This is a genomic window from Bacillus sp. AR13-1, assembly GCF_008042285.1.
GTDB classification, from domain to species: Bacteria; Bacillota; Bacilli; order Bacillales; family Bacillaceae_G; genus Bacillus_A; species Bacillus_A mycoides.
The window spans coordinates 173661-199590 of record NZ_QNUA01000007.1; the positions used below are offsets into that span (position 1 = coordinate 173661).

At 37.6% G+C, this 25930-nt stretch carries 23 protein-coding genes, 1 tRNA gene and 1 other RNA gene; 1 reads left to right on the forward strand and 24 read right to left on the reverse strand.

All coding sequences use genetic code 11. The features are described 5' to 3' along the window. Positions 1-411 precede the first annotated feature (411 nt). The 13 genes from DN408_RS05320 to DN408_RS05385 form a co-directional block, all read right to left on the reverse strand. Entirely contained in the window at positions 412-1164 is a 753-nt protein-coding gene (locus DN408_RS05320) for an iron ABC transporter ATP-binding protein (protein ID WP_002120667.1), read from the reverse strand. Beyond that, a complete protein-coding gene (locus DN408_RS05325; RefSeq protein ID WP_002089519.1) occupies positions 1161-2225 on the reverse strand; it encodes an iron chelate uptake ABC transporter family permease subunit in 1065 nt (354 codons plus the stop codon). The genes DN408_RS05320 and DN408_RS05325 overlap by 4 nt, the downstream gene beginning before the upstream one ends. Then, positions 2222-3238, reverse strand: coding sequence for an ABC transporter permease (locus tag DN408_RS05330; RefSeq protein WP_002166486.1), 1017 nt, complete (start codon positions 3236-3238; stop codon positions 2222-2224). Before DN408_RS05330 ends, DN408_RS05325 begins: the two co-directional genes overlap by 4 nt. Positions 3239-3257: 19 nt before the next feature. After that, complete coding sequence (locus tag DN408_RS05335; RefSeq protein ID WP_002139176.1) at positions 3258-4271, reverse strand: siderophore ABC transporter substrate-binding protein; 1014 nt, start codon at positions 4269-4271, stop codon at positions 3258-3260. 384 nt (positions 4272-4655) lie between these two features. After that, on the reverse strand, positions 4656-5333 hold the full coding sequence (locus DN408_RS05340; protein WP_003192297.1) for a response regulator transcription factor: 678 nt from the start codon (positions 5331-5333) through the stop codon (positions 4656-4658). A gap of 880 nt (positions 5334-6213) precedes the next feature. Then, positions 6214-6714, reverse strand: coding sequence for a GNAT family N-acetyltransferase (locus tag DN408_RS05345; protein ID WP_147739985.1), 501 nt, complete (start codon positions 6712-6714; stop codon positions 6214-6216). 457 nt (positions 6715-7171) lie between these two features. Continuing rightward, positions 7172-7526, reverse strand: a transfer-messenger RNA (tmRNA) gene (gene ssrA, locus DN408_RS05350). 125 nt (positions 7527-7651) lie between these two features. Beyond that, the gene (smpB, locus tag DN408_RS05355; RefSeq protein ID WP_002034685.1) at positions 7652-8119 is read right to left on the reverse strand and encodes an SsrA-binding protein; all 468 of its coding nucleotides are present in this window, start codon (positions 8117-8119) and stop codon (positions 7652-7654) included. A 336-nt stretch (positions 8120-8455) separates the two neighbouring features. After that, complete coding sequence (gene rnr, locus DN408_RS05365) at positions 8456-10876, reverse strand: ribonuclease R (protein ID WP_370458377.1); 2421 nt, start codon at positions 10874-10876, stop codon at positions 8456-8458. 222 nt (positions 10877-11098) lie between these two features. Next, the gene (locus tag DN408_RS05370; RefSeq protein WP_162836430.1) at positions 11099-11839 is read right to left on the reverse strand and encodes an alpha/beta hydrolase; all 741 of its coding nucleotides are present in this window, start codon (positions 11837-11839) and stop codon (positions 11099-11101) included. A gap of 161 nt (positions 11840-12000) precedes the next feature. Beyond that, positions 12001-12234 carry a preprotein translocase subunit SecG gene (gene secG, locus DN408_RS05375; RefSeq protein ID WP_002016062.1) on the reverse strand — a complete coding sequence of 78 codons (234 nt, stop codon included), beginning with the start codon at positions 12232-12234 and terminating at the stop codon, positions 12001-12003. 94 nt (positions 12235-12328) lie between these two features. Continuing rightward, entirely contained in the window at positions 12329-13021 is a 693-nt protein-coding gene (locus DN408_RS05380; RefSeq protein ID WP_002129877.1) for an LrgB family protein, read from the reverse strand. Next, positions 13018-13395: a CidA/LrgA family holin-like protein gene (locus tag DN408_RS05385; protein ID WP_170935229.1), complete on the reverse strand. Its 378-nt coding sequence runs from the start codon at positions 13393-13395 to the stop codon at positions 13018-13020. Before DN408_RS05385 ends, DN408_RS05380 begins: the two co-directional genes overlap by 4 nt. Before the next feature lie 286 nt (positions 13396-13681). On the opposite strand from DN408_RS05385, the gene DN408_RS05390 reads away from it, so the two are divergent. Beyond that, on the forward strand, positions 13682-14632 hold the full coding sequence (locus tag DN408_RS05390; RefSeq protein WP_002129879.1) for a nucleoside hydrolase: 951 nt from the start codon (positions 13682-13684) through the stop codon (positions 14630-14632). Positions 14633-14681: 49 nt separating this feature from the next. Here DN408_RS05390 and eno read toward each other — a convergent pair whose 3' ends face one another. From eno to DN408_RS05445, 11 genes are all read right to left on the reverse strand, one after another. Continuing rightward, a complete protein-coding gene (gene eno / locus DN408_RS05395) occupies positions 14682-15977 on the reverse strand; it encodes a phosphopyruvate hydratase (protein ID WP_002034740.1) in 1296 nt (431 codons plus the stop codon). A 30-nt stretch (positions 15978-16007) separates the two neighbouring features. Then, positions 16008-17537 (reverse strand): 2,3-bisphosphoglycerate-independent phosphoglycerate mutase, encoded by a 1530-nt coding sequence (gene gpmI, locus DN408_RS05400; RefSeq protein WP_050001007.1) that lies wholly within the window; start codon positions 17535-17537, stop codon positions 16008-16010. Then, positions 17534-18289, reverse strand: coding sequence for a triose-phosphate isomerase (gene tpiA / locus DN408_RS05405; RefSeq protein ID WP_002016069.1), 756 nt, complete (start codon positions 18287-18289; stop codon positions 17534-17536). The genes gpmI and tpiA overlap by 4 nt, the downstream gene beginning before the upstream one ends. Before the next feature lie 32 nt (positions 18290-18321). Beyond that, positions 18322-19506, reverse strand: a complete 1185-nt coding sequence (locus DN408_RS05410) for a phosphoglycerate kinase (protein WP_002016070.1) — start codon at positions 19504-19506, stop codon at positions 18322-18324. Between the two features lie 139 nt (positions 19507-19645). Then, a complete protein-coding gene (gene gap, locus DN408_RS05415; RefSeq protein ID WP_002016071.1) occupies positions 19646-20650 on the reverse strand; it encodes a type I glyceraldehyde-3-phosphate dehydrogenase in 1005 nt (334 codons plus the stop codon). 26 nt (positions 20651-20676) lie between these two features. After that, on the reverse strand, positions 20677-21705 hold the full coding sequence (gene cggR / locus DN408_RS05420) for a gapA transcriptional regulator CggR (protein WP_002089545.1): 1029 nt from the start codon (positions 21703-21705) through the stop codon (positions 20677-20679). Between the two features lie 135 nt (positions 21706-21840). Further along, a complete protein-coding gene (locus DN408_RS05425; RefSeq protein ID WP_002089547.1) occupies positions 21841-22086 on the reverse strand; it encodes a glutaredoxin family protein in 246 nt (81 codons plus the stop codon). A 9-nt stretch (positions 22087-22095) separates the two neighbouring features. Then, entirely contained in the window at positions 22096-23403 is a 1308-nt protein-coding gene (rpoN, locus tag DN408_RS05430; RefSeq protein ID WP_002129881.1) for an RNA polymerase factor sigma-54, read from the reverse strand. Between the two features lie 509 nt (positions 23404-23912). Beyond that, a complete protein-coding gene (locus DN408_RS05435; protein ID WP_002143723.1) occupies positions 23913-24179 on the reverse strand; it encodes a hypothetical protein in 267 nt (88 codons plus the stop codon). A 400-nt stretch (positions 24180-24579) separates the two neighbouring features. Next, positions 24580-24655 (reverse strand) — tRNA-Arg (locus DN408_RS05440). 363 nt (positions 24656-25018) lie between these two features. Continuing rightward, a complete protein-coding gene (locus tag DN408_RS05445) occupies positions 25019-25219 on the reverse strand; it encodes a hypothetical protein (RefSeq protein ID WP_002129884.1) in 201 nt (66 codons plus the stop codon). Positions 25220-25930: the final 711 nt, after the last annotated feature.

Sequence of the window (25930 nt, forward strand, 5' to 3'; positions counted from 1 at the left end):
ATTGCTACAAAAATGTGATTTATCTTTATGCCCTCATTATAGTGACCCCTTACACTTTTATCAATACACTCTTATATGCAATATTACATACAAAAAAAACAAACTGAATTCTTATAAAAAGTTATACAGAGATAAATTTTTCGTTTGGTAAATACTTGAAAATACGAATCGTTCCTTTGCATTTCATGAGTAATTTACAAGTTTATTGTTGGAAGCATCGCAGGACCGGAAGTAATGAAATACATGCAGGACTGTTACGAGCAGCCAGAAATATTAAGAGTTATCATGGGCAACCGCATTAAAAAAAGCTGCTGCCTATAAAATACAGACAGCAACTTCAACTAGAGTAGCTGGCATGATTTACACAAGCTACAGTATTTTTTTGACATACTCATTTTTTACATTTTGTAACTAATAAACAGCTATTGGCCCATAAGGACCATTGATAATTTCTATTTTTGTTTCAAAAATATCTGTCAAAATTTTTGGGTCCATAACCTCTTCTACTGTTCCAAAAGCAGCTATTTGTCCATCTTTCATAGCACAAATTTTATCAGAATATTTAGCCGCAAAATTTATGTCATGCATAACAGTCAAAATTGTTCTTCCAAATTCATTAGCCGCACGTCTCAAATGCTCCATCATTTGAACAGAACGAGCAACATCAAGGTTGTTCAGAGGCTCGTCCAAAAGTACATATTCAGTCTCTTGGCACAATACCATCGCTACATATGCCCTTTGTCTTTGACCACCAGAAAGCTCATCTAAATATCTATTCTCTAAATTAGTTAAATCTAGAAAATCGATATATTTAGAAATAATAGCTTCATCCTCTTTAGTTAATCTTCCCTTTGAATAAGGAAAGCGCCCAAATCCAACTAATTGTCTAACAGTAAGCCTAGTTACAAAATGATTCTCTTGTCGCAATATAGTCAAAACTTTTGCTAAGTCTTTTGATTTGGATTCAGAAACATCCATATTTGCTACCTGAATTTGGCCTTCATCCATATCTAAAAGTCTTCCAATCATCAATAGTGTCGTTGACTTTCCAGCGCCATTTGGTCCAATTAAAGAAGTAAAGCCCGCTTTTGGTATTTCAATATCCAAAGGTCCTATTTTCACCTTATCAGTATAGAACTTTTTAACATTATCAATTTTTATCATAAAGCCCTCTTCCTTAAAACTATAGTTAAGAATATTATTCCACCAAATAATTCAATAATAACTGAAACTACACCTTGAGCATGGAATACATGATACATTAAAAAATATGCACTCGTCATTATCAAAAATCCTATTGCAAAAGCCATTGGAAAAATATATCTATGATCATAAGTTGACGCCGCCTGATAACTCAAAGTTGCTACTAAAAAGCCGTAGAAAGTAAGTGGCCCAATTAGAGCTGTTGAAATGGACATCAAAATAGCAACTAATACAAGCGTATAAATTACACTAGGTTGATATTTAACTCCAAAAGAAGTAGCAACATCCTTTCCTAGTGACAAAACATTCAAATTCTTAGAATGAGCAAAAATTAATACTGCTACAATTATGATCATAGGAATTACAATAGGAAAATATGCAGGATCTGCGTGATTAACAGAACCAAATAATTTCGCTTGTAAAATATCAAACTCTGAAGGCGCAAGTAGCTTTCTCATAAAAGTTGACACAGAATTTAGTCCGGTACCAATAATAATTCCAACTAAAAGCATAAGTTGTAAATTCCCGTATTTACCGGAAAGTAACCATCCATAAAGTATCAAACTCATGAAGACCATAACAACAACTTGGAATACAAACGATCCAATTCCATTAAAGTTTATTAATGCACTAGCACCAAAGAAGAATATTGTACTCGTATGAATTGCTGAATAAAGTGATTCGAAACCTAAAAGCGAAGGAGTAATAATCTTATTGTTCGTAATAGATTGGAAAGCAACTGTCGACAAGCTATGGCAAACTGCAGCAATAATCATCGCAACAATGGCTATTATCCTTCTCTTAACAACTGGGATAAAAGAAGGTGAATCTATCGGAACTGGATTGTTATAAACTAAAAGTCCATATGAAGAAAGGAGACCTAAAGCGATTAATGTTATCAGTACAATCCAATAACGTCTTGCCTCCTTCTTAGAACGAAAAGCGCTAGCTGATCTACTTTCATTATGAAGGCTAGAATCGATTTCGACATTTTCTTTATTTCTATAGTCTAATGTGATCATCGCAGCCTCCTTGGTTTTCTTTTTCTCAATAAAATAGTAATAAATACGACTGCTCCCACTGTTGCAAGTATTAAAGAAACAGGTACTTCAAAAGGCTTTATAATTGTTCGAGAAATGATGTCACAGGCAGTTATTGTCCCCATTCCGATTACACATACCCAAGGTAAATTACTCCTAAGATCATCTCCCCTAAACATTGAAACAATGTTTGGAACAATTAATCCCAAGAAAGGTAAGTTTCCAATAACAGCTGCAACAATTCCAACTGCAACAGAGATAAGGCCAGTCCCAAAAAGAACAATTCTATTGTAATTAACTCCAAGGCTTGTTGCGACATCTTCTCCTAGTCCAGCTAAAGTCAATCTATTAGCATACATAAAAATAAGCAAAGTAACGATAACAATCAGCCATAAATATTCATATCTTCCCACCTGAACGGTAGCAAATGAACCTACGAACCAAGTTTCAATACTTTGCGTCATTTGAAAAAGGAGTCCCAAAAAAGTAGACACTGCAGAAATAACTGCTCCAAGCATCAATCCAATAATCGGGACAATTAAAGACGAACGAAGTTTAACTCTTCTTAAAAATAGAAAGAAAATCATAGTTCCTATAAAAGAAAAAATGATTGCACCAGTCATTCTTTGAACTAACGTCGGGGCAGGAAATAATAAATATACAAAAAGCAGGCCTAAGCCTGACCATTCAATAGTCCCCGTTGTAGTAGGTTCAACAAAACGATTCTGTGTAATTAGTTGCATTACGAGCCCTGCCATCGCCATTGCAGCTCCAGTAAGCATTAATGCAACTGTTCTCGGAACACGAGTTATGAAAAACATCTCCATTCCGTCCTCTTGTCCACGTATATCATAAACTCCAGTAAACAGTGATATAATCCCTAAAATTATAACAACTATAATCGCTATTATAAAAGGTTTTGTCCATATTTTATTGTGATTATAAAACTGGGGTTGAGAAATATTCTCAACCCTAGAAATCATATTTTTTGACACTGTTTCGTACTCCTTTACACTACTTAGCTAAAGTTTTTGCGATATTTCCAAATAACTCTATATAAGTCTCAATTGATTCATTTGTGTAAGTATCTGCTGGTGCATAAACAATTTGTTTTTTAGAAACAGCAGTTGTGTTTTGAAGAGCAGGTGATTTAGAAATAACATCTTGAGCAGGAGCTGAAGTAGCAGCATCAGATGTTGCAGCATCACGATCTAATACGAAAAGCCAATCAGGATTTGTTTGTGCAATAGCTTCAACAGAAACGTCATCACCTTTATGACCTGCAGTAGAATTAGACACTTCTAGTGCTGGAGTCCAACCGAAAATCTCATACATTGGTCCCCAAACGCGACCAGAGTGAGGAGCAGCAAAACCAATATTCCCACCAGTAACGATAACACTCATAACTTTATCTTTTCCATTATAAGCAGATTTTACATTTTCAATAGATTTATCAAAATCAGCTACTAATTTTTTAGCTTCTTTATCTTTATCAAAGATTTTTCCTAGAGAAATTGTAGAATCTTTAAGTCCTTTTACTAAGTTTTCTCCAGGCTTAGTAGCTTTCTCAGAAACATCAACATTAAGATCAATAACAGCCGCATTTGGCACTAATTTTTTGATTTCTTCGTAATGGCCAGCAAATCTTTGACCAACGATTACAAGTTCAGGGTTTGCCGCTGCAATAATTTCAAGATTTGGTTCGCGGTGATTTCCAATATTTTGAACTTTACTATCCTTTACATATGCTGAATCTGCAGGCATTACATCCTTTGGAGCAGCCGCTAATTTAATTCCCCAATCAGCTAAAGTTTCAAAAGTTCTATTATCTAAAGCAACTACATTTTTTGGATTTACAGGGACTTTAACAGTTCCATGTGCATCAGTGATTTCAACCGTTTTTGGCTTATCACTACTATCACCTTTATTAGCTTTCGAAGTTTCCTTACTTGAATCTGAGCAAGCTACTAACATTAAAGTGAAAATTGCTAGAATACTTACTAATTTTAAAAGCATAGTTTTTTTCATACGTATACTCCTTATTATGTAATTTAGTTCGAAAATGATAAAGTCCATAGATTAAATTAGATAGTAACTTTTATGCATCTAAATTGCTATTGATAATCATTTTCATTTGAACATCCTGTAAATAAGTATAGTCATTAATTCTGTGAAAATCTTGTGAATGGTGTGAGTTAACAAAATTAAAAACAAATTAGATACAGTCTCCACCAGATCCATCCCCCACACGTACTAACTGATAGATTAGCACCTTATAAACCATGATTTCTACTGCAAAAAAGGGCCCATTAATAGCTAATTTTTTCATATTCCACTATCTGATAGCAATCTTCTTTTTATAGTTTCCGTCTTTTAATATTTCACAGAAACTATTTTATTATCTTATTTTTATCATTCAACCATTGAATAGCCCCTGCCATGTATCGTTTGAATATATCTATCTCTCTTCTCGCACTTTAATTTTTTTCTTACATACCCAATATATAAATCCACTACATTTGGATTGACTACTACGTTATATCCCCAAACCTGGTTCAAAAGCATTTCACGGCTCAATATTGTGTTTTTATTCTTGATTAAAAATACAAGTAAATCGTATTCGCGCTTAGTAAGCGTGAGATTTTTACCACCTTTTTTCACAATATTGCTAGATGCATCAACAAAGAGATCTTTAAACTGAAAAAAGTTTGTCTCATTTTGCTGGATACAGTCACTTCTCCTTAAAATAGCTTGAACCCTCGCTACTAATTCTTCTTTCACAAATGGTTTTCTAATATAATCATCTGCTCCTGCTTGTAGCCCTGCTATACAATCCTTGCTAGAAATATTGTCGGTCACAATAATTATCGGTGTCGTTTTAACAAGTCGTATTTGTCTGCAAATTTCTGGTCCCGATATACTTAATGAATCCCAATCCAATATGATAATATCCCAATCTTGTTCATATACTATATTTAAACCTTGGTTTTCATTGTGAAGTTTTAAAATGAAATAGCCCTCTTGCGTTAGACCGCTTACTATTTTCTTTGCAAAAGACCGTTCATTCTTAATTACTAACACCTGCTTCACCGATGGTTCACCTCTACTTCAATATAACTTAGTTGGATAAAAAGTTATCTCCAAAAAATAATTTAAGATTTATAAATATTAAATCCCTAAAAAAAGCCATTATAACAGCTTATTAGGAGAACTCTATATAATCTTACAATAGATATGGATAAAAACACAAAATATATGAAGATTTAAATACATATTATTTAATCATTAAGAGCAACTATATTATCTAGCTGCTTATTATCAATAACTATTCCCTCAGTTTCTGTTTCAAGGGTACCGTCCTCAACTTAAGCATTTTATAAAACCACAAAATGAAAAAAACGGTATTCTTTCTATTTTTCTACTTATAAATACTTGTGTAGAAGTGATTTTGTTATTGTTTATTTTAGATAAAATTGTGATCGTTAGGGGATAACACACACAAGATGCATTGAGAATGGAATTGAAAGAACCGAAGAATTAAATACATTCTAATTTTAGAACCATAACCTCGCCAACCTGGCAAAGTTATGGTTCTTTTTGTGACTTTACCCATAAAGTTGCCGCTAAAGGAAGCATATCTTTGCCGTGGATTAATTATTAACCCATAAGCTTGCCGTGAATACTGTTGGTTTGTAATAAAGTTTGATTAAAAGCATGCTACAAAAATTGATTTTTCAACAGAAGAAACCCAAACATTTTGAAAAAAGTTTGATCAAAATGCTTGGGTTATTTGTTGCTAGTGAATAATTTTTTATAAAAAGTTTAATCATTTTTCTATCTGTGTTTGCTCAACAATCGCGTCCGATTACTAAAGATCATTATTCAAACCTTATTGAAGAAAAGCACCCGTTGGTTAAACAACAGAAGGTTTCTTAGTCAAGAACCGCTCCAATAGTATTACGGTATTAAATTACCTATCATAAGATTCGAGCTTCAAAATAAATTCTTCAACATCCTTGCCTCTTGCGTTGGAAAAACCCTTATCTTCAGAGAAGATTTTAAACCTGCATTTTTCCAATACCCTAATGGAGGCGAGGTTATCTTTAGCGGCACGAGCATAGAGCGGGCGTACCTTAATATACTCCAGAAACTCTGACAACGCTTTAGTTGCAATACCATGACCCCAGTATTCCTTCCCAATCCAGTAGCTTACTTCGGGTTCGCAGAACTGTTCAAAGTTCGAGACGTGTCCAGTGACAATGCCATTGAATAATATAGTCTTAATTGTGATAGTCTCGTCAGCGATAATTTTTTTCCAATGGTCAAAAAATGCGTCCTTATCAGTGGGATCTTTAGCTGTAAAGGCAGCCATATAGTTCGCCGTTGAATCTAGTTGTTGTTCGAAAAAGATAGGAAGATCTTCCTCTGTGATATCTCGTAGCTTCACTTCGCTTTTGCTAATGGATTCCATATAATTCACAAGCTCCTTAACATATTTTTGAATATAAATTCTTCCAAGTTTAGAGAAATTCCTTCTTCAACTAACCTGCCACTTAGCTTAAGTACGTTTCTTCATAATATTCTCTATATTCTTTAACAGAAATATCTAATTTTCTTATTAAGTGTTATTCCACAAAATGGCCCTTTAGTTGAGTAACTTTATTGCTACTCAACAGTTCCTTAATCCGTCTTTCAGTTCAAATCTTCTTTTCACTATAAAAACACCCCTTTAGATAAACAGATCCAAAGGGAGAAAACATCGCGTCTTTTTTATAAACATCGTGACTTTATTTAAAAGCGACATTAAAAATATTCTTCAAATCCTGGAAGCATAAGTTTGCCGCAAACAAAAAGAACCATAAGCTTGCCGGAACGGCAAACTTATGGTTCATATCACATACAAAATAAAAAAACCACCAAATATGTATTGGTGGAGACGGTGGGAGTCGAACCCACGTCCAAAAATATCGGCACTTAAGCTTCTACGAGTGTAGTCGATATATTAGCATTTCGCGAACTCTTCGGCCTATCGACAGGCTTCCAAGTTGCTAGTCTGATTGTTCTCTTCCTTCGCCCTCAGACGGCGAACTCCGGCGTAGTCCACTTAGTTTGAGTCCCTTACCCTACCACATGGACGATGGAGGGAGGAACCTTTAGTGCAATTAAGCAGCTAAAGAAAGATTGTTTTGTTTGCCAATTATAGGCTTTGACGTTTTAACGAGGCCGATCCCCTCGACTCGCAACCTAAGCTCGAACTATCCCTGTCGAATCCGTAACGTCCCCATGATAAAAATGGAGCATACGAAGAAATATCGTGATAGCTACTAAGAGCTGTTTTTCAATGTGCAACAATCTTACATAAGTTATTATATCATACGCGCGCCGTTTTACAAATGTAAATATCTGTATTACATCTTTTGACGATCACGGAACACGCGTGCAATTTCACGTTTAGCTTCTTTCTCTTTTAAATCGTGACGCTTATCATATTGCTTCTTACCTTTTGCTAAACCAAGTGCCATTTTCGCAAATCCATTTTTCAAATAGATTCTAACTGGAACTAATGCATATCCTGTTTCTTTTGCGTAACCTGCTAGCTTATCAATTTCTTTTTTATGAAGAAGTAACTTCCTTGTACGTAGCGGATCGTGATTGAAACGATTCCCTTGTTCATATGTATTAATATGCATATTATGAACCCATACTTCACCGTTATGTATACGTGCAAACGCATCTTTCAAGTTCACGCGTCCAGCGCGAATCGACTTAATTTCCGTTCCTTGAAGGACAAGCCCTACTTCGTATGTTTCTTCGATGAAATAATCATGAAATGCCTTTTTATTTTGCGCAATAACCTTACCTGTACCTTTTGGCATATAACGTCCCTCCTCTATTTTTACTATTGTAACAAATGTAAACCAAAAGCGAAAGTGGCTCGCTCAGAATGTGAGGTGGATGGAGCTTCTGACCTTGAGGCGCTCTTTGCCTCCTGGGAAGAAGCGAAGCCACCAAACATTCTAGCCACTGTAGCTGGATTCAACAAAAAGCGAAAGTGGCTCGCTCAGAATGTGAGGTGGATGGAGCTTCTGACCTTGAGGCGCTCTTTGCCTCCTGGAAAGAAGCGAAGCCACCGAACATTCTAGCCACTGTAGCTGGATTCAACAAAAAGCGAAAGTGGCTCGCTCAGAATGTAAGGCGAAGCCACTCTTTTCTTACTTGCGCTTTTTCTTTTTCTTCTTGAATCCTGGTACATTTTCAAAGAATCCTTTTTTCTTCTTACCATTACTATTACCATCTTTTTTCCCTGGCTGACTAGCGGATGTGGATGCAGATGCAGATGCTTTTCCTTTTCCTTGTCCACCACGATCAAACTTTCTTCCTGTGCCGCGTTCACCACCGCGCTCATTACTACGTTCGCTACGTCCACCGCGTTTCTTTCTGCCTGTTCTTGGCTGTTCAATCACAACTGGACGATCTTTGAACTTACGACGAGGTGTGCCTTTCATGCCAACGATTTCAAAGTCGATTGCACGCTCGTCTTTATTTACGTTAATAACACGAATTGTAATTTCGTCACCGATGCGGAATACGTTACCTGTACGTTCTCCGATCATCGCAAAATGTTTTTCGTCATAACGGTAGTAATCATCTGTTAAATAGCTAACGTGTACAAGACCTTCAATTGTATTTGGAAGCTCTACGAATAAGCCGAAGTTTGTTACAGAGCTAATCATACCGTCATACTCTTCACCGATCTTATCGACCATATACTCTGCTTTTTTCATTTCGTCTGTTTCACGCTCTGCTTCAACAGCACGGCGTTCCATATTAGAAGAGTGCTCTGCAATCTCAGGTAAGTTTTCACGCCATTTCGCTTGCGTTTCGTTGTCTACTTTACCATTAATGATGTATTCACGAATCAATCTATGAACAATCGTATCTGGGTAACGACGAATTGGCGATGTGAAATGCGTGTAGAACTCAGTTGATAAACCAAAATGTCCTAAGCTGTTCGAATCGTAACGTGCTTGCTTCATAGAACGAAGCATAACTGTTGAAATGACTATTTCTTCCGGCTGACCTTGAACCATTTCAAGAATTTGCTGCAATGCACGAGGGTGTATTTCATTCGCACGTCCCTTTACTGCATATCCGAAGTTTGTTACAAACTCGAAGAAACGCTCAAGCTTATCTTCTTTCGGATCTTCATGGACACGGTACATAAACGGTACGTTCATCCAGTGGAAATGCTCCGCTACTGTTTCGTTCGCAACAAGCATAAACTCTTCAATTAACTTCTCTGATACAGAACGATCACGCATTACAACATCAGTCGGTTTTCCTTCTTCATCTACTAGTACTTTCGCTTCTTTAAAGTCAAAGTCAATCGCACCACGGCGCATACGTTTTTCACGTAAAATTTGTGCTAACTGCCCCATTTCTTTAAACATTGGTACTAGCGGCTCGTAACGTTCAATTAGTGCTTCGTCTTCATCTTCTAAAATGCTTCTTACGTCAGCATACGTCATACGCTCTGTCGTTTTAATTACACTTTGGAAAATCTCGTGTTTTACAACATCACCTAGATTGTTGATTTCCATTTCACAAGATAGTGTCAGACGGTCTACTTTCGGATTTAATGAACAAATACCGTTTGATAAACGATGCGGAATCATCGGAATTACACGGTCTACAAGATATACACTCGTTGCTCTCTCTGCTGCTTCAACATCAATTGGAGAACCTTCTTGAACGTAATGACTTACATCCGCAATATGAACGCCAAGCTTATAGTTACCGTTCTCAAGCTTCGTTACTGTAACAGCGTCATCTAAGTCTTTCGCATCCGCACCATCAATTGTAACAATCATTTGATCACGTAAATCACGACGATCTTTTATATCTTCTTCTGAAATCGTTTCTGGTACACTGTTTGCATGCTCCATCACTTCTTCAGGGAATGCTAAAGGTAAATGATGTTTATGAATGACAGATAAAATATCTACTCCTGGGTCATTTTTATGACCTAGAATTTGAATAACTTCACCTTCTGCGCTTAAACGGTTCTCTGGGTAGCCCGTAATTTTCACAACTACTTTATGACCTTCTACAGCGCCCATAGATGCACTTTTCAAGATAAAAATGTCACTTGTCCAGCGTTTATTATCAGGTATAACAAATCCAAAGTTCTTTGACTCTGTATATGTACCAACTAGTTCCTTCGTTCCACGCTCTAAAATACGAACAATCGCGCCTTCTTGGCGTGATCCACTTGATTGTGCGCTAACACGTGCTAATACTGTATCACCATGAAGTGCACCATTTAATTCTGTCGGCGGGATGAAAAGATCATCATCTCCTGTTTTCTTCTCTTCTGGAACAACGAACGCAAAACCACGTGCGTGCCCAATTAATTTACCGCGTACTAAATTCATTTTTTCTGGAAGACCGTAGCGGTTACTACGTGTGCGGATAACAAGCCCCTTCTCTTCCATCATTACAAGTGCCTTTACGAAATCTTTAAAGCCCTCAGAGCCTTCGATTCCAAATGCCGATTCTAATTCTTGTATCGTTAACGGTTTATACGCTTCTTCCCTCATAAATAATAACAACTTATCAATATGTTCTTGCATGATTTCTTCCAAGCAGAAATACCTCCTTTAAACCCTTATATTATTTAGTGTATCCGAAAGATGGGGGATGTATAAAGTGAAACTTTAATCATCTCCCAATGATTTTTTACAGCTTTCATAAAGTGTAACTTTAACCAGTGGTTTTTTGTCCGTCCCCACTGATTATTAGCCCACAAATAGCGGGATAAAAATTCCCTTATGAAAAAAAGAGGCAACTAGACCTTACCAATCTAGTTGCTCCAAGAAGTTATATACATCCTCATGTAGCACATCACGTTCTTTATCAAGTGTAATGACATGCGTAGAGTCTTCATACCATTTAATGTCTTTTAACGTAGATTCTACACCGTTATAAATAATGTTAGCACTATCTGTATTAATCATCTCATCATGACGTGCTTGTACAACGAATGTTGGAGCATAAATCATATCAACATTATTGCGTACGTCACGAATCAACTCCTGTAATGCTTTTAATGTATTCATTGGTGTCTGTTTAAATTCAAACATTTCCTGCTCAATTCGTTCTGGTGATTTTTGCTCACGCTTTTTATATTCGCGGGCATATGCCAATATACCTTGGTACATAATTTCTTCACTTTTAATGTACATCGGTGCACACATTGGTACAACACCTAAAATCGGTAATGTATAAGCAAGTTTTAATGAGAATACTCCGCCTAATGATAATCCAACCGCAGCTATTTTCTCGTAACCTTGATCTTTTAAATGCTGGTAGGCATTCATTACATCTTTCCACCAGTCTTCAGGGCCTGTATGAACAAGCTCTTCTGGTGGTACACCGTGTCCTTTGTAAATTGGCGCATGACAAGTATAGCCTTTCTTCTCTAAGAAACGCCCTAGCATGCGTACGTCAGCTGAGTTCCCTGTGAATCCATGTAATAATAAAACAGCGCGGTCTCCACCTTCAAATGTAAATGGTTTCGGAGATGCTAATTTCATCATGTACTTCTCCTCTTTCTCTTCTGTAATCTAGTCGTATTCTTTCTATTCTTAGTGTACCATATTTATAATTCTATAATCTAATTAGAAACTTTTTTTGAATAACAAATCAAAAAAAGAAGAACCATTAGCATAATCCGCTAACGCTTCTTCTTTTAATTTTATAAATTTAAGTACGTAACACCAATTGTTAGTACGAAGAATAGTACAGCTAAGACAACTGTAACACGGTTTAATACCGCTTCAATTCCACGTGCTTTTTGCTTACCAAACAATTGCTCTGCACCACCTGAAATAGCGCCTGAAAGGCCTGAGCTATTACTAGACTGCATAAGTACCATAACAATCATTAAAATCGATACAATAATAAGTAAAACTGATAATAACGTATGCACTTGGCGTACCTCCTACAAAGATTCAGTTATTTTAAATGTAGCATAAATCCTATAGAAAAGCGAGAGCTATAGAATCGCTCTCGCTTTTCTTCTATTACATGAACATCATTGCGAATAACGGTCCAAGCAAACATGTCAAAATTGCTGTTAATGTCATTGTTACCGATCCAATAACACCTTCATGCTCATTATTTTTCATCGCTCTCATAACACCCATAATATGAGACGCACATCCAAAGCCAATCCCTTTACCAACTGAGTTTGTAACACGGCTCCATTTTAATAAAATTGGTCCTGAAATCGTTCCAGTAATCCCTGCGATAACGACGAATGCCGCTGTTAAGGACGGGACACCACCAACTTGTTCAGATACACTCATCGCAACTGGCATTGTCACTGATTTTGGTAAAGAAGATAAAATTAAGCTTTTATCTGTTCCCATAAGTGTGGCGATAGCAAAATCACTTGCAATAGCAACTGTTGTACCTACTAATACACCACCAGCAATTGGTACAACATATTTTTGCAGAACATGACGTTGTTTATAAAGCGGGATTGCAAATGCTACAACACCTGGTCCTAATAGCTTCGCAATCCAGCCACCACCACTTTCCATATAATTTTGATATGGTATATCAAGCATTATAAATAAGAAAGCCATTAATCCTGTTGCAACAAGCATTGGAATGGTAAATGGTGTTGGAAATAATTTGTAGATTTTTTTAGATAATTGATATAATAGCACCGTAAAAAGAACCCAACCGATTCCGATTAATATTTGGCTCATTGTGTCTCTTTTTCCTTTCTATTCGCAAGATATTGTCCTGTATGTCCTGCGACAATAATAATTAAAAACGTACTCGCTACAACTGTAATGAAAAGGGAAATTCCTTTACTCATAAAAAAAGCACCGTAATTCATTAAGCCAAGCGTTGGCGGAATTAATAAAAACGGCATAATAGCAACGAGTGTTTCTGCTCCTAAATCAAACCATTTCACTGGAAGTACTTTTAGGCTAAGCAAAACAAGTAGGAGGAACATCCCAATCAAACTTCCTGGAATCGGAAGATTCAACATTTCTTGCACCCAATTTCCAACGATATAAAATACATAAAGAGCAGCAATTTGGACAAGAATCTTTGTAAGTTTCATGTTCATCATCCCTCATGTTTATACGATCTTCTGTTAATATCCTTATCATAGTATAAATTGTAAAAACCTGCAATTTATCAAATCGACAACGAAAACCCACTATATTATACGCTTACACCCTTGATATGACTGCGTTTCCTAATGTAATTTACGTCAAAAACCTTGACCTAATATATAAAGTTTATATTTTCTGAATTTTGATGGTTATTATTTTAATAAAACAAAATCCTTCACTCCATTTTTATTCTGCCTTCTCTCTAGCACACATATATATATAAAGATAGGTGGTGAACGTATGTCTAAAAAAATTCTCATTTTTTGTGATCCTGGAATCGACGATGCGATAGCCCTCCTCCTCGCATTCTTTATCGATGAAATTGAAATTGTTGGGATTGTCGCTGATTACGGCAATGTTCCAAAAGAAATGGCCGTACAAAATGCTCATTTTCTTAAACAAAAATCAAGAAATAGAGATATGAAAATATTTGGTGGTTCAGACCGTCCTCTCAATGGAGGTCCACCCGCTTTTTTTACTAATATTCACGGTAAAGAAGGGTTAGGGCCAATCATCCCAAATGAAAAGTTACAAAACGGAGAAATGGAGAATTTTTTTGAAGTTATCCCTCTTATCGAGCAGTATAAAGACGAACTAATCATTGTAAGTTTAGGGCGACTCACTTCCCTAGCTGCTTTATTTATTTTATGTAAAAACTTAATGCAGCAAATTAAATCTTATTATGTAATGGGTGGTTCCTTTCTGCACCCAGGTAATGTAACTCCCGTATCAGAAGCGAATTTTTATGGCGATCCAATCGCGGCTAACATTGTATTACAATCTGCATCCAACATGTACATATACCCGTTAAATGTAACTCAGTATTCCATCGTTACACCTGATATGGCTGAATATATTGAGGCGAAAGGAAAGGCTTCTCTCGTCAAACCTCTATTCGATCATTACTACTATGGATATTACGAAAAAATTTTACCACGATTAAAAGGCTGCCCTTTTCATGACACGATACCGATATTAGCTTTACTTGATAATTCTATGTTTACCTACTACAAATCACCAATTACCGTCATGACCGAGTCTTACGCTCAAGGAGCAAGCATCGGTGATTTCCGCTCTTTAGTAGGATCAAACCCATTCACCAATCGGCCCTCGCAGCAAATTGCTATCGATTTTGATTATAATCTCTTCTTTAAATACTTCATGTCACTTATGACAGACGAACAATTTTAGCAAAAAAAACAGACCGTGATTTCTCACGGTCTGTCGTTATTTTCTACAATTATCGTTTGATATTGTAGAAAGATTGTAAACCAGCGTAAACAGCGATTTCGCCTAGCTCGTCTTCGATACGTAATAATTGGTTGTACTTAGCAATACGGTCAGTACGGCTCATAGAACCAGTTTTGATTTGGCCAGCGTTAGTTGCAACTGCGATGTCAGCGATTGTAGCATCTTCAGTTTCACCAGAACGGTGAGATACAACTGCTGTGTAACCAGCACGTTTAGCCATTTCGATTGCTTCGAAAGTCTCAGTTAAAGTACCGATTTGGTTAACTTTAATTAAGATTGAGTTAGAGATACCTTTTTCGATACCTTCAGCAAGTTTTTGAGTGTTAGTTACGAATAAATCGTCACCAACTAATTGTACTTTATCACCGATACGCTCAGTTAATAATTTGTGACCATCCCAGTCGTTTTCGTCTAAACCATCTTCAATAGAGATGATTGGGAAGTCTTTGCAAAGCTCTTCGTAGAAATCAACCATTTCTGCAGAAGTTAAGCCAGTACGGCCTTCGCCTGCAAGGTCATATTTACCAGTTTCTTTGTTGTAGAACTCAGAAGAAGCAACGTCCATTCCTAAGAATACGTTCTCGCCAGCTTTGTAACCAGCTTTTTCGATAGCTTCGATGATTACTTCTAATGCTTCACGGTTAGAACCAAGGTTTGGAGCGAATCCACCTTCGTCACCTACTGCAGTGTTAAGACCTTTGTCATGTAATACAGCTTTAAGTGCATGGAATACTTCAGCACCCATACGGATTGATTCTTTGAATGTTGGAGCACCAACTGGTAAGATCATGAACTCTTGGAAGTCAACGTTGTTATCAGCGTGAGAACCACCGTTGATGATGTTCATCATTGGAGTTGGTAATTGTTTTGCATTGAATCCACCAAGGTAACGGTATAATGGAAGACCTACGAAGTCAGCTGCTGCGTGAGCTACTGCCATAGATACACCAAGGATAGCGTTAGCACCTAGTTTACCTTTGTTTGGAGTGCCATCTAATTCGATCATAGCACGGTCGATACCAGCTTGGTCAGTTACGTCGAAACCAACGATTTCTGGAGCGATTGCTTCGTTAACGTTGTTTACTGCGTTAAGAACACCTTTACCAAGGTAACGAGATTTGTCACCGTCACGTAATTCTACTGCTTCGTGCTCACCAGTAGATGCACCACTTGGTACGATAGCGCGTCCGAATGCGCCGCTTTCTGTGTAAACTTCTACTTCTACAGTTGGGTTACCACGAGAGTCAAGGACTTCGCGAGCATAAACATCAATAATTGTTGACATAATAAATTCTCTCCTTTTTATATAAGCAAATTATTTAATAATTGTTTTACCTGTCATTTCTTTCGGTTGTTCCACATTTAAAAGTGTAAGCATTGTTGGGGCGATATCTCCTAAAATACCACCTTCACGAAGCTCTACATCATTTTTTGTAACGATGAAAGGAACCGGGTTAGTTGTATGAGCTGTCATTGGTCCACCTTCAGCAGTTAACTCCTGATCGGCATTACCATGGTCAGCAGTAATAAGTGCTACACCATCTTTTGCAAGAATCGCTTCTACAACTTTTCCTAAACATTCGTCAGTTGCTTCTACTGCTTTAATTGTTGGTTCCATCATCCCAGAATGGCCAACCATATCACAGTTTGCAAAGTTAAGAATGATAACATCATGTTTATCATTTTCAATGTCATTTACTAAAGCGTCCGTTACTTCATAAATGCTCATTTCAGGTTTCAAGTCATACGTTGCAACCTTCGGTGAGTTAATTAAAATACGCTCTTCTCCTGGGAATTCAGCCTCACGACCACCGCTAAAGAAGAATGTAACGTGCGGATACTTTTCAGTTTCCGCGATGCGAAGTTGCTTTAATCCCGCTTGCGCAACAACTTCACCTAATGTGTTATCAAGGTTCATTGGCTTGAATGCCACGTAACCATCTACAGTTTCACTGAAATGTGTCATACAAACGAATTCAGGAATGTGAGGTACTTTTTCACCACGATCGAACTCACGGAAGTCTTCGTTTGTAAATACACGAGCAATTTGAATTGCACGGTCTGGACGGAAGTTATAGAAGATAACTGCATCATCATTATTGATTGTTGCAACTGGCGTGTCATCTTCGTTAACAATTACAGACGGCAATACGAATTCATCATGAATACCATTTGCATAAGAGTCTTCTACACACTCTTCTGCTGATTTATAAGTAGGGCCTTCACCATTCACCATAGCACGGTAACATTTTTCTACGCGATCCCAGCGCTTGTCACGGTCCATGGAGTAATAACGACCAGAGATAGTCGCGAATTGTCCTACTCCTGTTTCTTTAATTACTTCATTTGTTGCATCGATATAACCTTTTGCTGTTTGTGGTCCAACATCGCGGCCATCTAAGAATGCATGGATATATACTTTCTCCACGCCTTCTTTTGCTGCTAAGCGAAGAAGAGCAAACATATGGTTCATGTGACTGTGCACACCACCATCAGAAAGTAAACCGAATAAATGAAGAGCAGTACCTTTTTCTTTCACGCTTTTAATTGCATTTTGGAAAGTTTCATTCTGATCGAACTCACCTTCACGAATTGCAACGTTTACGCGTGTTAAGCTTTGATATACGATGCGACCAGCACCGATATTTAAGTGACCAACCTCTGAGTTACCCATTTGACCTTCTGGAAGACCTACTTCCTCACCAGAAGCTGTAAGCGTTGTGTGAGGGAATTTGTTCCAGTAACCATCAAAATTAGGTTTCTTAGCTTGTGCTACAGCATTCCCGTAAGTTTCTTCACGTAGTCCGAAACCATCAAGAATGATTAAAGCTGTTGGCTTTCTCATTTTACCGCCCCCAGAAGACCTAAGAACGAAGCAGGCTCTAAGCTAGCACCGCCAACTAAAGCGCCGTCGATGTCAGATTGTGCCATATACTCTTTAATGTTTTCTGGTTTTACGCTACCGCCGTATTGAATACGAACAGCTTCTGCAGCTTCTGGAGAAACAGCTTCTGCAACAACTTTACGGATGTGCGCACATACTTCATTTGCATCTGCAGAAGAAGAAGATTTACCTGTACCGATAGCCCAGATTGGCTCATAAGCGATAACAGTTACTTTAACTTGCTCTTCTGTTAAACCTGCAAGTGCTTTTGTTACTTGACCTGCTACTAGATCAAATGTTTTTCCGCTTTCGCGCTCTTCTAAAGTCTCACCACAACAAACGATTGGTGTTAAACCATGTTCAAATGCTGCAAGAGTCTTTTTATTTACTGACTCGTCTGTTTCAGCAAACATTTCACGACGCTCAGAGTGGCCAAGTACTACGTAGCCTACTTTTAAGTCGCTAAGTGCTACTGGGCTAATTTCGCCAGTGAATGCACCATTTTTTTCGAAGTGCATGTTTTGTGCACCTACTTGTAAGTCAGTTCCTTCAGCCTTTGCTACTAAGCGCTCTAAGAATAGAGCTGGCGAACAAACTACTGCATCAACAGCTGAAGCTGCTGGGATTTGACCTTTAACTTCCTCTACGAAGCTAACTGCTTCAGATAGAGTTTTATTCATTTTCCAGTTACCTGCGATAATTGGTTTACGCATGCTTTGCACCGTCCTTTTTCTTTGGCTGCTACTTATTTGTCGTTAAGACAAACTACACCTGGAAGTTCTTTACCTTCCATGAATTCTAATGACGCACCGCCGCCAGTAGAAATGTGGCTCATTTTATCAGCCATACCGAATTTTTCAACAGCTGCTGCAGAGTCACCACCGCCGATAACAGAGTATGTATCTTCTGCATCTGCTAATGCTTGCCCTACTGCTTTTGTACCTTCTGCGAATGGAGTCATTTCGAATACACCCATTGGTCCATTCCATACAACAAGCTTAGAGTTTTTAATTACATCTGCATAAATTTCACGTGTTTTAGGACCGATGTCCACGCCTTCCCATGTAGAAGGGATAGAGTCGATACCAACGATTTGAGTTGTTGCAGTTTCAGAGAATTCCTCTGTGATTACAACATCAACTGGCATATAGAAGTTTACGCCTTTTTCTTTTGCAAGTTGCATAAATTCTTTAGCTAGTTCAATTTTGTCGTTTTCACATAGAGATAGACCAATTTCATGACCTAATGCTTTAACGAATGTGTAAGCAAGTCCGCCACCGATGATTAAGTTATCTACTTTGTCTAATAGATGACGAATTACACCGATTTTATCTTTTACTTTCGCACCACCGATGATAGCTGTGAATGGACGTTCTGGGTTAGAAAGTGCTTTACCTAATACATCTAACTCTTTTTCCATTAATAAACCAGATACTGCTGGTAGGTAGTCTGCGATTCCTGCTGTAGAAGCGTGAGCACGGTGAGCTGCACCGAATGCATCGTTTACGAAGATATCAGCAAGAGCTGCAAATTCTTTCGCAAGTTCTGCATCGTTCTTTTCTTCGCCCGCATAGAAACGTACGTTTTCAAGAACTAATACGTCGCCTTCGTTCATTGCTGCAACCATTTCTTGTGCAACTGGTCCGAATGCTTCGTCCGCTTTTTTAACATCTTTACCAAGAAGCTCGCCTAAACGTGCTGCTACTGGAGTAAGACGTAATTCTTCTACTGCTTGACCTTTTGGACGGCCTAAATGACTTGCTAAAATTACTTTCGCACCTTGCTCTATTAAATATTGAATTGTAGGAAGAGCTGCACGGATACGAGTTTCATCTGTAATTTTGCCTTCTTTCATAGGTACGTTGAAATCAACGCGGCAAAATACACGCTTACCTTTTAAATCTACGTCACGAATTGATTTTTTGTTCATTGGATTTCCCTCCGACTACTAGTTAGGATTGACAAAACCCATTCAAAAGCTTAACACATTTGCTTCTAAAACGAAAGAAGAGAGAGAGGGAACAAACCCTCTCCCTCGTTTTGTCATTGATTGCTTATATACTTAAGAATTAAAGACCTTTAGAAGTCATGTATGCAGCTAGATCTACTACGCGGTTAGAGTAACCAGTTTCGTTATCGTACCAAGAAAGTACTTTAACCATGTTACCTTCCATTACCATTGTAGATAATGCATCGATTGTAGAAGAAGCTGTACATCCGTTATAGTCGATAGATACTAATGGCTCTTCGCTGTATCCAAGGATACCTTTTAATTCGCCTTCAGAAGCTGCTTTGAATGCTGCGTTTACATCTTCAACTGTTACTTCTTTGTCAAGTTCAACAACTAAGTCAACAAGAGAAACGTTAGCAGTTGGAACACGTACAGCGCCGCCGTTTAATTTACCTTTAAGTTCTGGTAATACTAATGCTACAGCTTTAGCAGCACCAGTAGATGTTGGGATCATGTTTTCAGCTGCTGCACGAGCACGACGTAAATCTTTGTGTGGTAAGTCTAAGATTTGTTGGTCGTTAGTGTAAGAGTGAATTGTTGTCATCATTCCGCGTTTTACGCCGAATTTTTCGTTTAATACTTTAGCGAATGGAGCTAGACAGTTTGTAGTACAAGAAGCATTAGATACTACGTTGTGGTTAGCTGCATCGTATTGTTCATGGTTAACACCCATAACTACAGTGATATCTTCGTCAGAAGCTGGAGCTGAGATGATAACTTTCTTAACTGATCCACCTAAGTGTTTCTCAGCGTCTGATTTTTTAGTGAAACGGCCAGTAGATTCTACTACTACTTCTACTCCGTAGTCGCTCCATGGTAATTGAGCTGGGTCACGCTCAGCGATAACTTTAATTTCTTTACCGTTAACAACGATGCTGTTTTCGTTAGCAGATACTTCTGCATTTAAAGTTCCGTGAACTGTATCATATTTTAAAAGGTGAGCTAATGTTTTAGCATCTGTTAAGTCGTTGATTGCTACTACTTCTACCTCAGAGTTGTTAAGAGCTGCGCGGAATACGTTACGTCCGATACGTCCAAATCCATTAATACCAATTTTAGTCATTTAAATTTCCTCCTTGGGGGATTATATTAAAGGGTAATACCCTTTGTTAATTGTTTTGCTGCACCTTCATCTGTAATTAGAATTGAAGTGTGCCCTTGCTTTATTACAGCCTGTATTGCTTTTGCTTTTGAAGAACCTCCAGCGACTGCGACAACGTGAGATACATGTTGTAAATCTTCAAGTTGCATACCAACTGTTCTTACTTTATGAACAACATTTCCTTGTTCATTAAAGTAGTAACCGAAAGCTTCGCCAACTGCTTCGCTTGCCTGAATCTTTAACCAATCTGCTTCTGAAGTATTTCTGCGACGTGCCATTGTTAACGCATCACCAATTCCATGAATGACGATATTGGAAGATCGAATCAACTCAAGAACTTCTTTCACGGAGGGCTCGGTTACAATAGACGCATATGCTTCGCTACTAACGTGATCTGGAACATACAATAAGCGATAATTACTCATCGTATTTTGTGCCATTTTGGCGCAAATGGTATTGGCTTCTAACTCGACACCTTCTCCAATTCCACCACGTGCTGGGACAAATAGCATATGTAAATCTTTGCAATCAAGTTGCATCATGTCCGCAGCAGCAGCTAGCGTAGTTCCTCCAGCCACAGCAACGATATTATTCACTGTCAGACGGTCTTTTATACAAGTCACACAAGCACGGCCCATCTCCAGTTTGACCCAAGGTGATTCATCACTATCACCAGGGACAACGAAAACTTCATCCAAGTCTAATGTTTCCTTAAGTTGTTTTTCTAAAACCTTTAACCCGGAAATTTCTTTCATAAAGTCTTCCAAAGCAAGAACTAAAGCTGTTCCTTCTTCTGTCAAAGTCATTCCAGAAGAAGCGACGTGAACTAAGTTTTGTTCTTTCAAAACTTGAACTTCACTTCGCAATACTCGTTCTGTCATACCGAGACTTGCAGATAAGTTTCTTCTTCCAATCGGCTGCATAAGCCTAATGTACTGAAGCACTTGCATTCTCGTTTGCATAACAGGTAGCAGATCAGGTAATAATTTTTTTGTGTTCTGAATCCATGAGCGCATATCTTTTCTCCTCACTACATCGGTTCATTTCCCTTCGTGGTCACTTTATGTCCCGTAGTGACATTTTCCGTCCCACTTAGGTTAAAAAAATAATCCCTGCTACGTGTATTATTGTAACAGGAGACAGAAACTTATTCAACTCTTAACTGCATTGTTTATATAGTTTATTATGACACCTTTGTGAATGTTACCATATTCTACTTGTCTTCCGCCTATTTCTACAACAGGAATCATTAGATGGTATTTCTCTAAAAGGTCATTATCTTCATATATATCTATTTCCTCAATTTGAAAAGAATATTCATATTGTACTTCTTTTAAAACTTGTTTCGCCTTCACGCAAAGACCACAATCTTTTTTTGTATATAGTACAACCTTCATCTTCTTCACCTATCCAATTGTTTTTCTTAGAGACGAAGCAGGAATATGCATTTGTTCTCTATACTTCGCAACCGTTCTTCGAGAAATAACGATTTCATGCTCTTCTTCTAATAATTTTGAAATCTTTTGATCCGAAAGTGGCTTTTTCTTATTTTCTGCTCCAACAAGCGTTTGAATGAATTGTTTCACACGCTTTGTAGAAACCGCCTCATCTTCCGTCGTAGAAATAGAATTACTAAAGAATGATTTCATCTCAAATAAACCGTACGGCGTTTGCACATATTTATTACGCGTTGCACGACTAATTGTAGACTCATGCACACCTAACTCTTCCGCCACCTCTTTTAATGCAAGTGGTTTTAAATACTCTGGACCTCCCCAGAAGAAATCATGCTGTTTTTCCATAATAATATTCATCACTTGTAAGAGTGTTTGTTTTCTCTGTTTCAAACTGCGCATAATCCATTGCACATGCTGATACTTCTCCGATACGTAAGAAGCCACTTCACTTTCACTATTATTTAGTAACGCACTATACTCAGAGTGAATTTCAATTCTTGGCATATTTCTCTCATTCATCTGTAAAACGAGATGATCGCCATCTTTTTTTACCGCCATATCAGGCACAATATAAAGTGGTTTATCAGAAGAAAATGCAAGACCTGGTTTCGGCTGCAATGATGTAATACAGTTCACCGCATCCTGTAATTCCTCGTTGGTACACTTCAACACTTGAACGAGCTTTCGCCAATCTTTCTTAACGAAATAATTAAAATGATCATCTATAATTTCTTCCGCTAACCCATTTCTTCTTTGTAAGCGCTTCAACTGGATTGATAGACATTCCTGAATATTACGCGCACCTACCCCTGCTGGCTCTAACGATTGAACAAGCTCCACGGAACAGTCCACTACATCAATTGGCGCAGAAAGAAGCTCTGATAACTCTTCATTTGTTTCTTGTAAATAACCATTTCCATCCATGTTCATAATAATGAAAGAAGCTGCTTTTCGCTCTTCTTCATCTATTTTATAATACTGTAGTTGATTTAATAAATGTTGCTGAATCGTTGTAGAATCCACACTGTAGATTTCCATTTGATTCTCGACTTGTTTGCGGGTACTTTTACTTGTGTTAGAGCTCTTTTTCTTCTCCCTCTCAAAACCACCTAACTCAATAAGGGGATTCTCTAACGATTGCTCATACAAAAACTCCGATAATTCTTGTACATTATACTGGAGCATTGTAATCGCTTGCCTTAACTCTTGTGTCATTGCCAAACGTAAGCTTTGTTCTTGTAAAAGACTTGCCTTCAAACTAATCTCCCCCTTGTTTCTATTGTACAATAAGTTTGGTAAAAGGAGAATCCTATCGCAGACACCCATTCCAAAATATTATTAATTTATATGTATTAATGAGATTTACATCTTACAACCTAAATTTGAATAATATTGAAAGAAAATAATAACGCATAAAAGTTATTACCACATACTAATAGTAAATCTTATTATTAGATATAACAAGTGATAATAAAAAAGGTCTGAACTTATACTTGTAAGTTCAGACCTTTTTTACAATGGCGAGTACATATCGAATATTACACGTTTCTTCACCATTGTCGCATTTTCATTTGATAGATTAATTCCGTTCGTATCCTCTACGAGTACCACACGCACCAAATTCACAGCGTTGCGATTTGCTATAAAGATACTTTCTTGTTTATCTGCTTTGTGTAATTTTCGAATTGTGACTTGGATTACCTCTGAGTTATTTTTCCAGGGTCTATTCTTACAAGTGAACAACATTTATGACATGTACTTTTTACTTAACTGCAATAAATACCTAGCGATGCCGTTATCTTATAAACTTCATTGAAATTTTCATCTTCCATGAAGACCTCCATGATTTCAGGTATTCCTTTTGCATACGCAACTAACATTTCGAATGCATCATCTTTCGTTATCTTGTGACGAGTCACACTACTGTTGTGATGTTCCATCGTTACATAATAGACCTTTTCTCCGCACTCCTCTTCTTCAATACATGTAAGAAACGATTTTATTTCAAATAGCTTGCGAGAACCTTTTTTCATTCTTCTTCCCCTTCATAACGGTCAAGAAAGTCCGATAATGCCAACGAAAGATGATCACTTTTATTAAACTTCAGCTTACTGGCAAAGACGGCTAGCCTGTCCCTATTGCTTTGTGAATCACTACTATCTTACGTTTCATATCTTCGTTCAGCAACTTAACAATACGCTTGTGCAATATATCTCGTTACAATTTCTTTTAGTGCTAAAATCTGTTCTGATTTGAATTGCATTTCACTCTTTAATTCTTTTCATAACGAAAAACCCCCTATACACGATTATTTCTAATCACATACAAGGGGTTTCTTTAGATTTACTATTAATTTTCAACACGTTCTTCACGCTATTATGTGCTATTTACTCAATACTTTTAAATAGAACACATCACAACAACAATACATAACGCGCCCAGAGGGATTCGAACCCCCGGCAGACGTGGTACCGGAAACCACCGCTCTATCCGACTGAGCTATGGGCGCATGATTATTACGATAATATCAACGGCTTGCCTCCGTCTTCTTCCGACTTGCTCTTACCGAAAGTTACACGTAGGATACGAACACCAACACGTAGACGTTCGCTTCTTTACATATGGATATTATATCCTGACGCTAACCTAATACGCAAGCATAAAAACCTCTTCTACACTAGCTTTAGCGCGCAGTTTTCCTTCTTTCGTTCCCCCTTAATCTACTTAAATCGAAATAGAACGCATATAGGCTCATAGCTCATACTTCATCATATTAAATCTAATCGTCTAGAATTGCATCTCTCGGCATCGCACTTTTCGCATATAGTCTATAAAAAAAAGACAGGCGAAGTGATGCCCGCCCATCTCCGCACTATTTTATATATTTTGATCGCAGGCTAAATATATCTTCCCCTTCACGAATGCCTGCCGATCCCTTCCTCACATTTTTTACGACAGTCCAATTCGGGTTAGTTTCATCACCGATGTTCTGTACTGTAAAGTTGCCGTCACCATATTCTCGGTGACCTTCTGCCAATTTCTCCGTTAAATCATTCTCTTTTGATCTCACCATCTTTGCGCCATCTCCCTTTTTATACAACCCTCTTAAACTGTCCAACCGATCACACGTTCAGTCAATTGGAGATCCTCGTTTTCCGCTTCGATTAATTTTAACACACTGTCGGGGGTAAGTTCCGATAACGGCTGCCCAATCGCATTAGAAACGTTATTTTCTTTGATAGTAGAAACTCGGCGAGGATTGGGTAAAAGACAATTCGCTGGGCTGCGTCAGGACTTCGCGAGAGATCAACCCCCTGATTCAAAAATCACAAATACTATCTCTAAGGGACTCCTGCGACGGCTCAGCGGGGTGGCTTGGAGGGTTCGGAAAATTTTCGTTTGGGTTGGCTTGTGGTGAATAGCGTATTCATTTTGATGAATGACGAATACAACATAAATGACTTTTGTTACTTTCGACTTTCTCTTCTAAACGTTGATTTAAAAGAATTCGCAAGACTTTCGATGAACAAAACAATTCGTAAATGTTTTATGCATTAAAAGAAACGTTGATTTAATAACGTTCTTCTTTCGTGAATGACTTCGATTGAACGAATAAGATAATGAAGATATTATTTTTTTAAAACTGAACACATCCTTTTTTTTACTATACAAGAAAATTTTATTTTAAATTAAAAATAACTACAAGAATAGAAATATATATTTTATTGATATGTTTTTTGTGAATAATTAGAAATTTAACCTCATGTAATTTTCAGTTACTTTT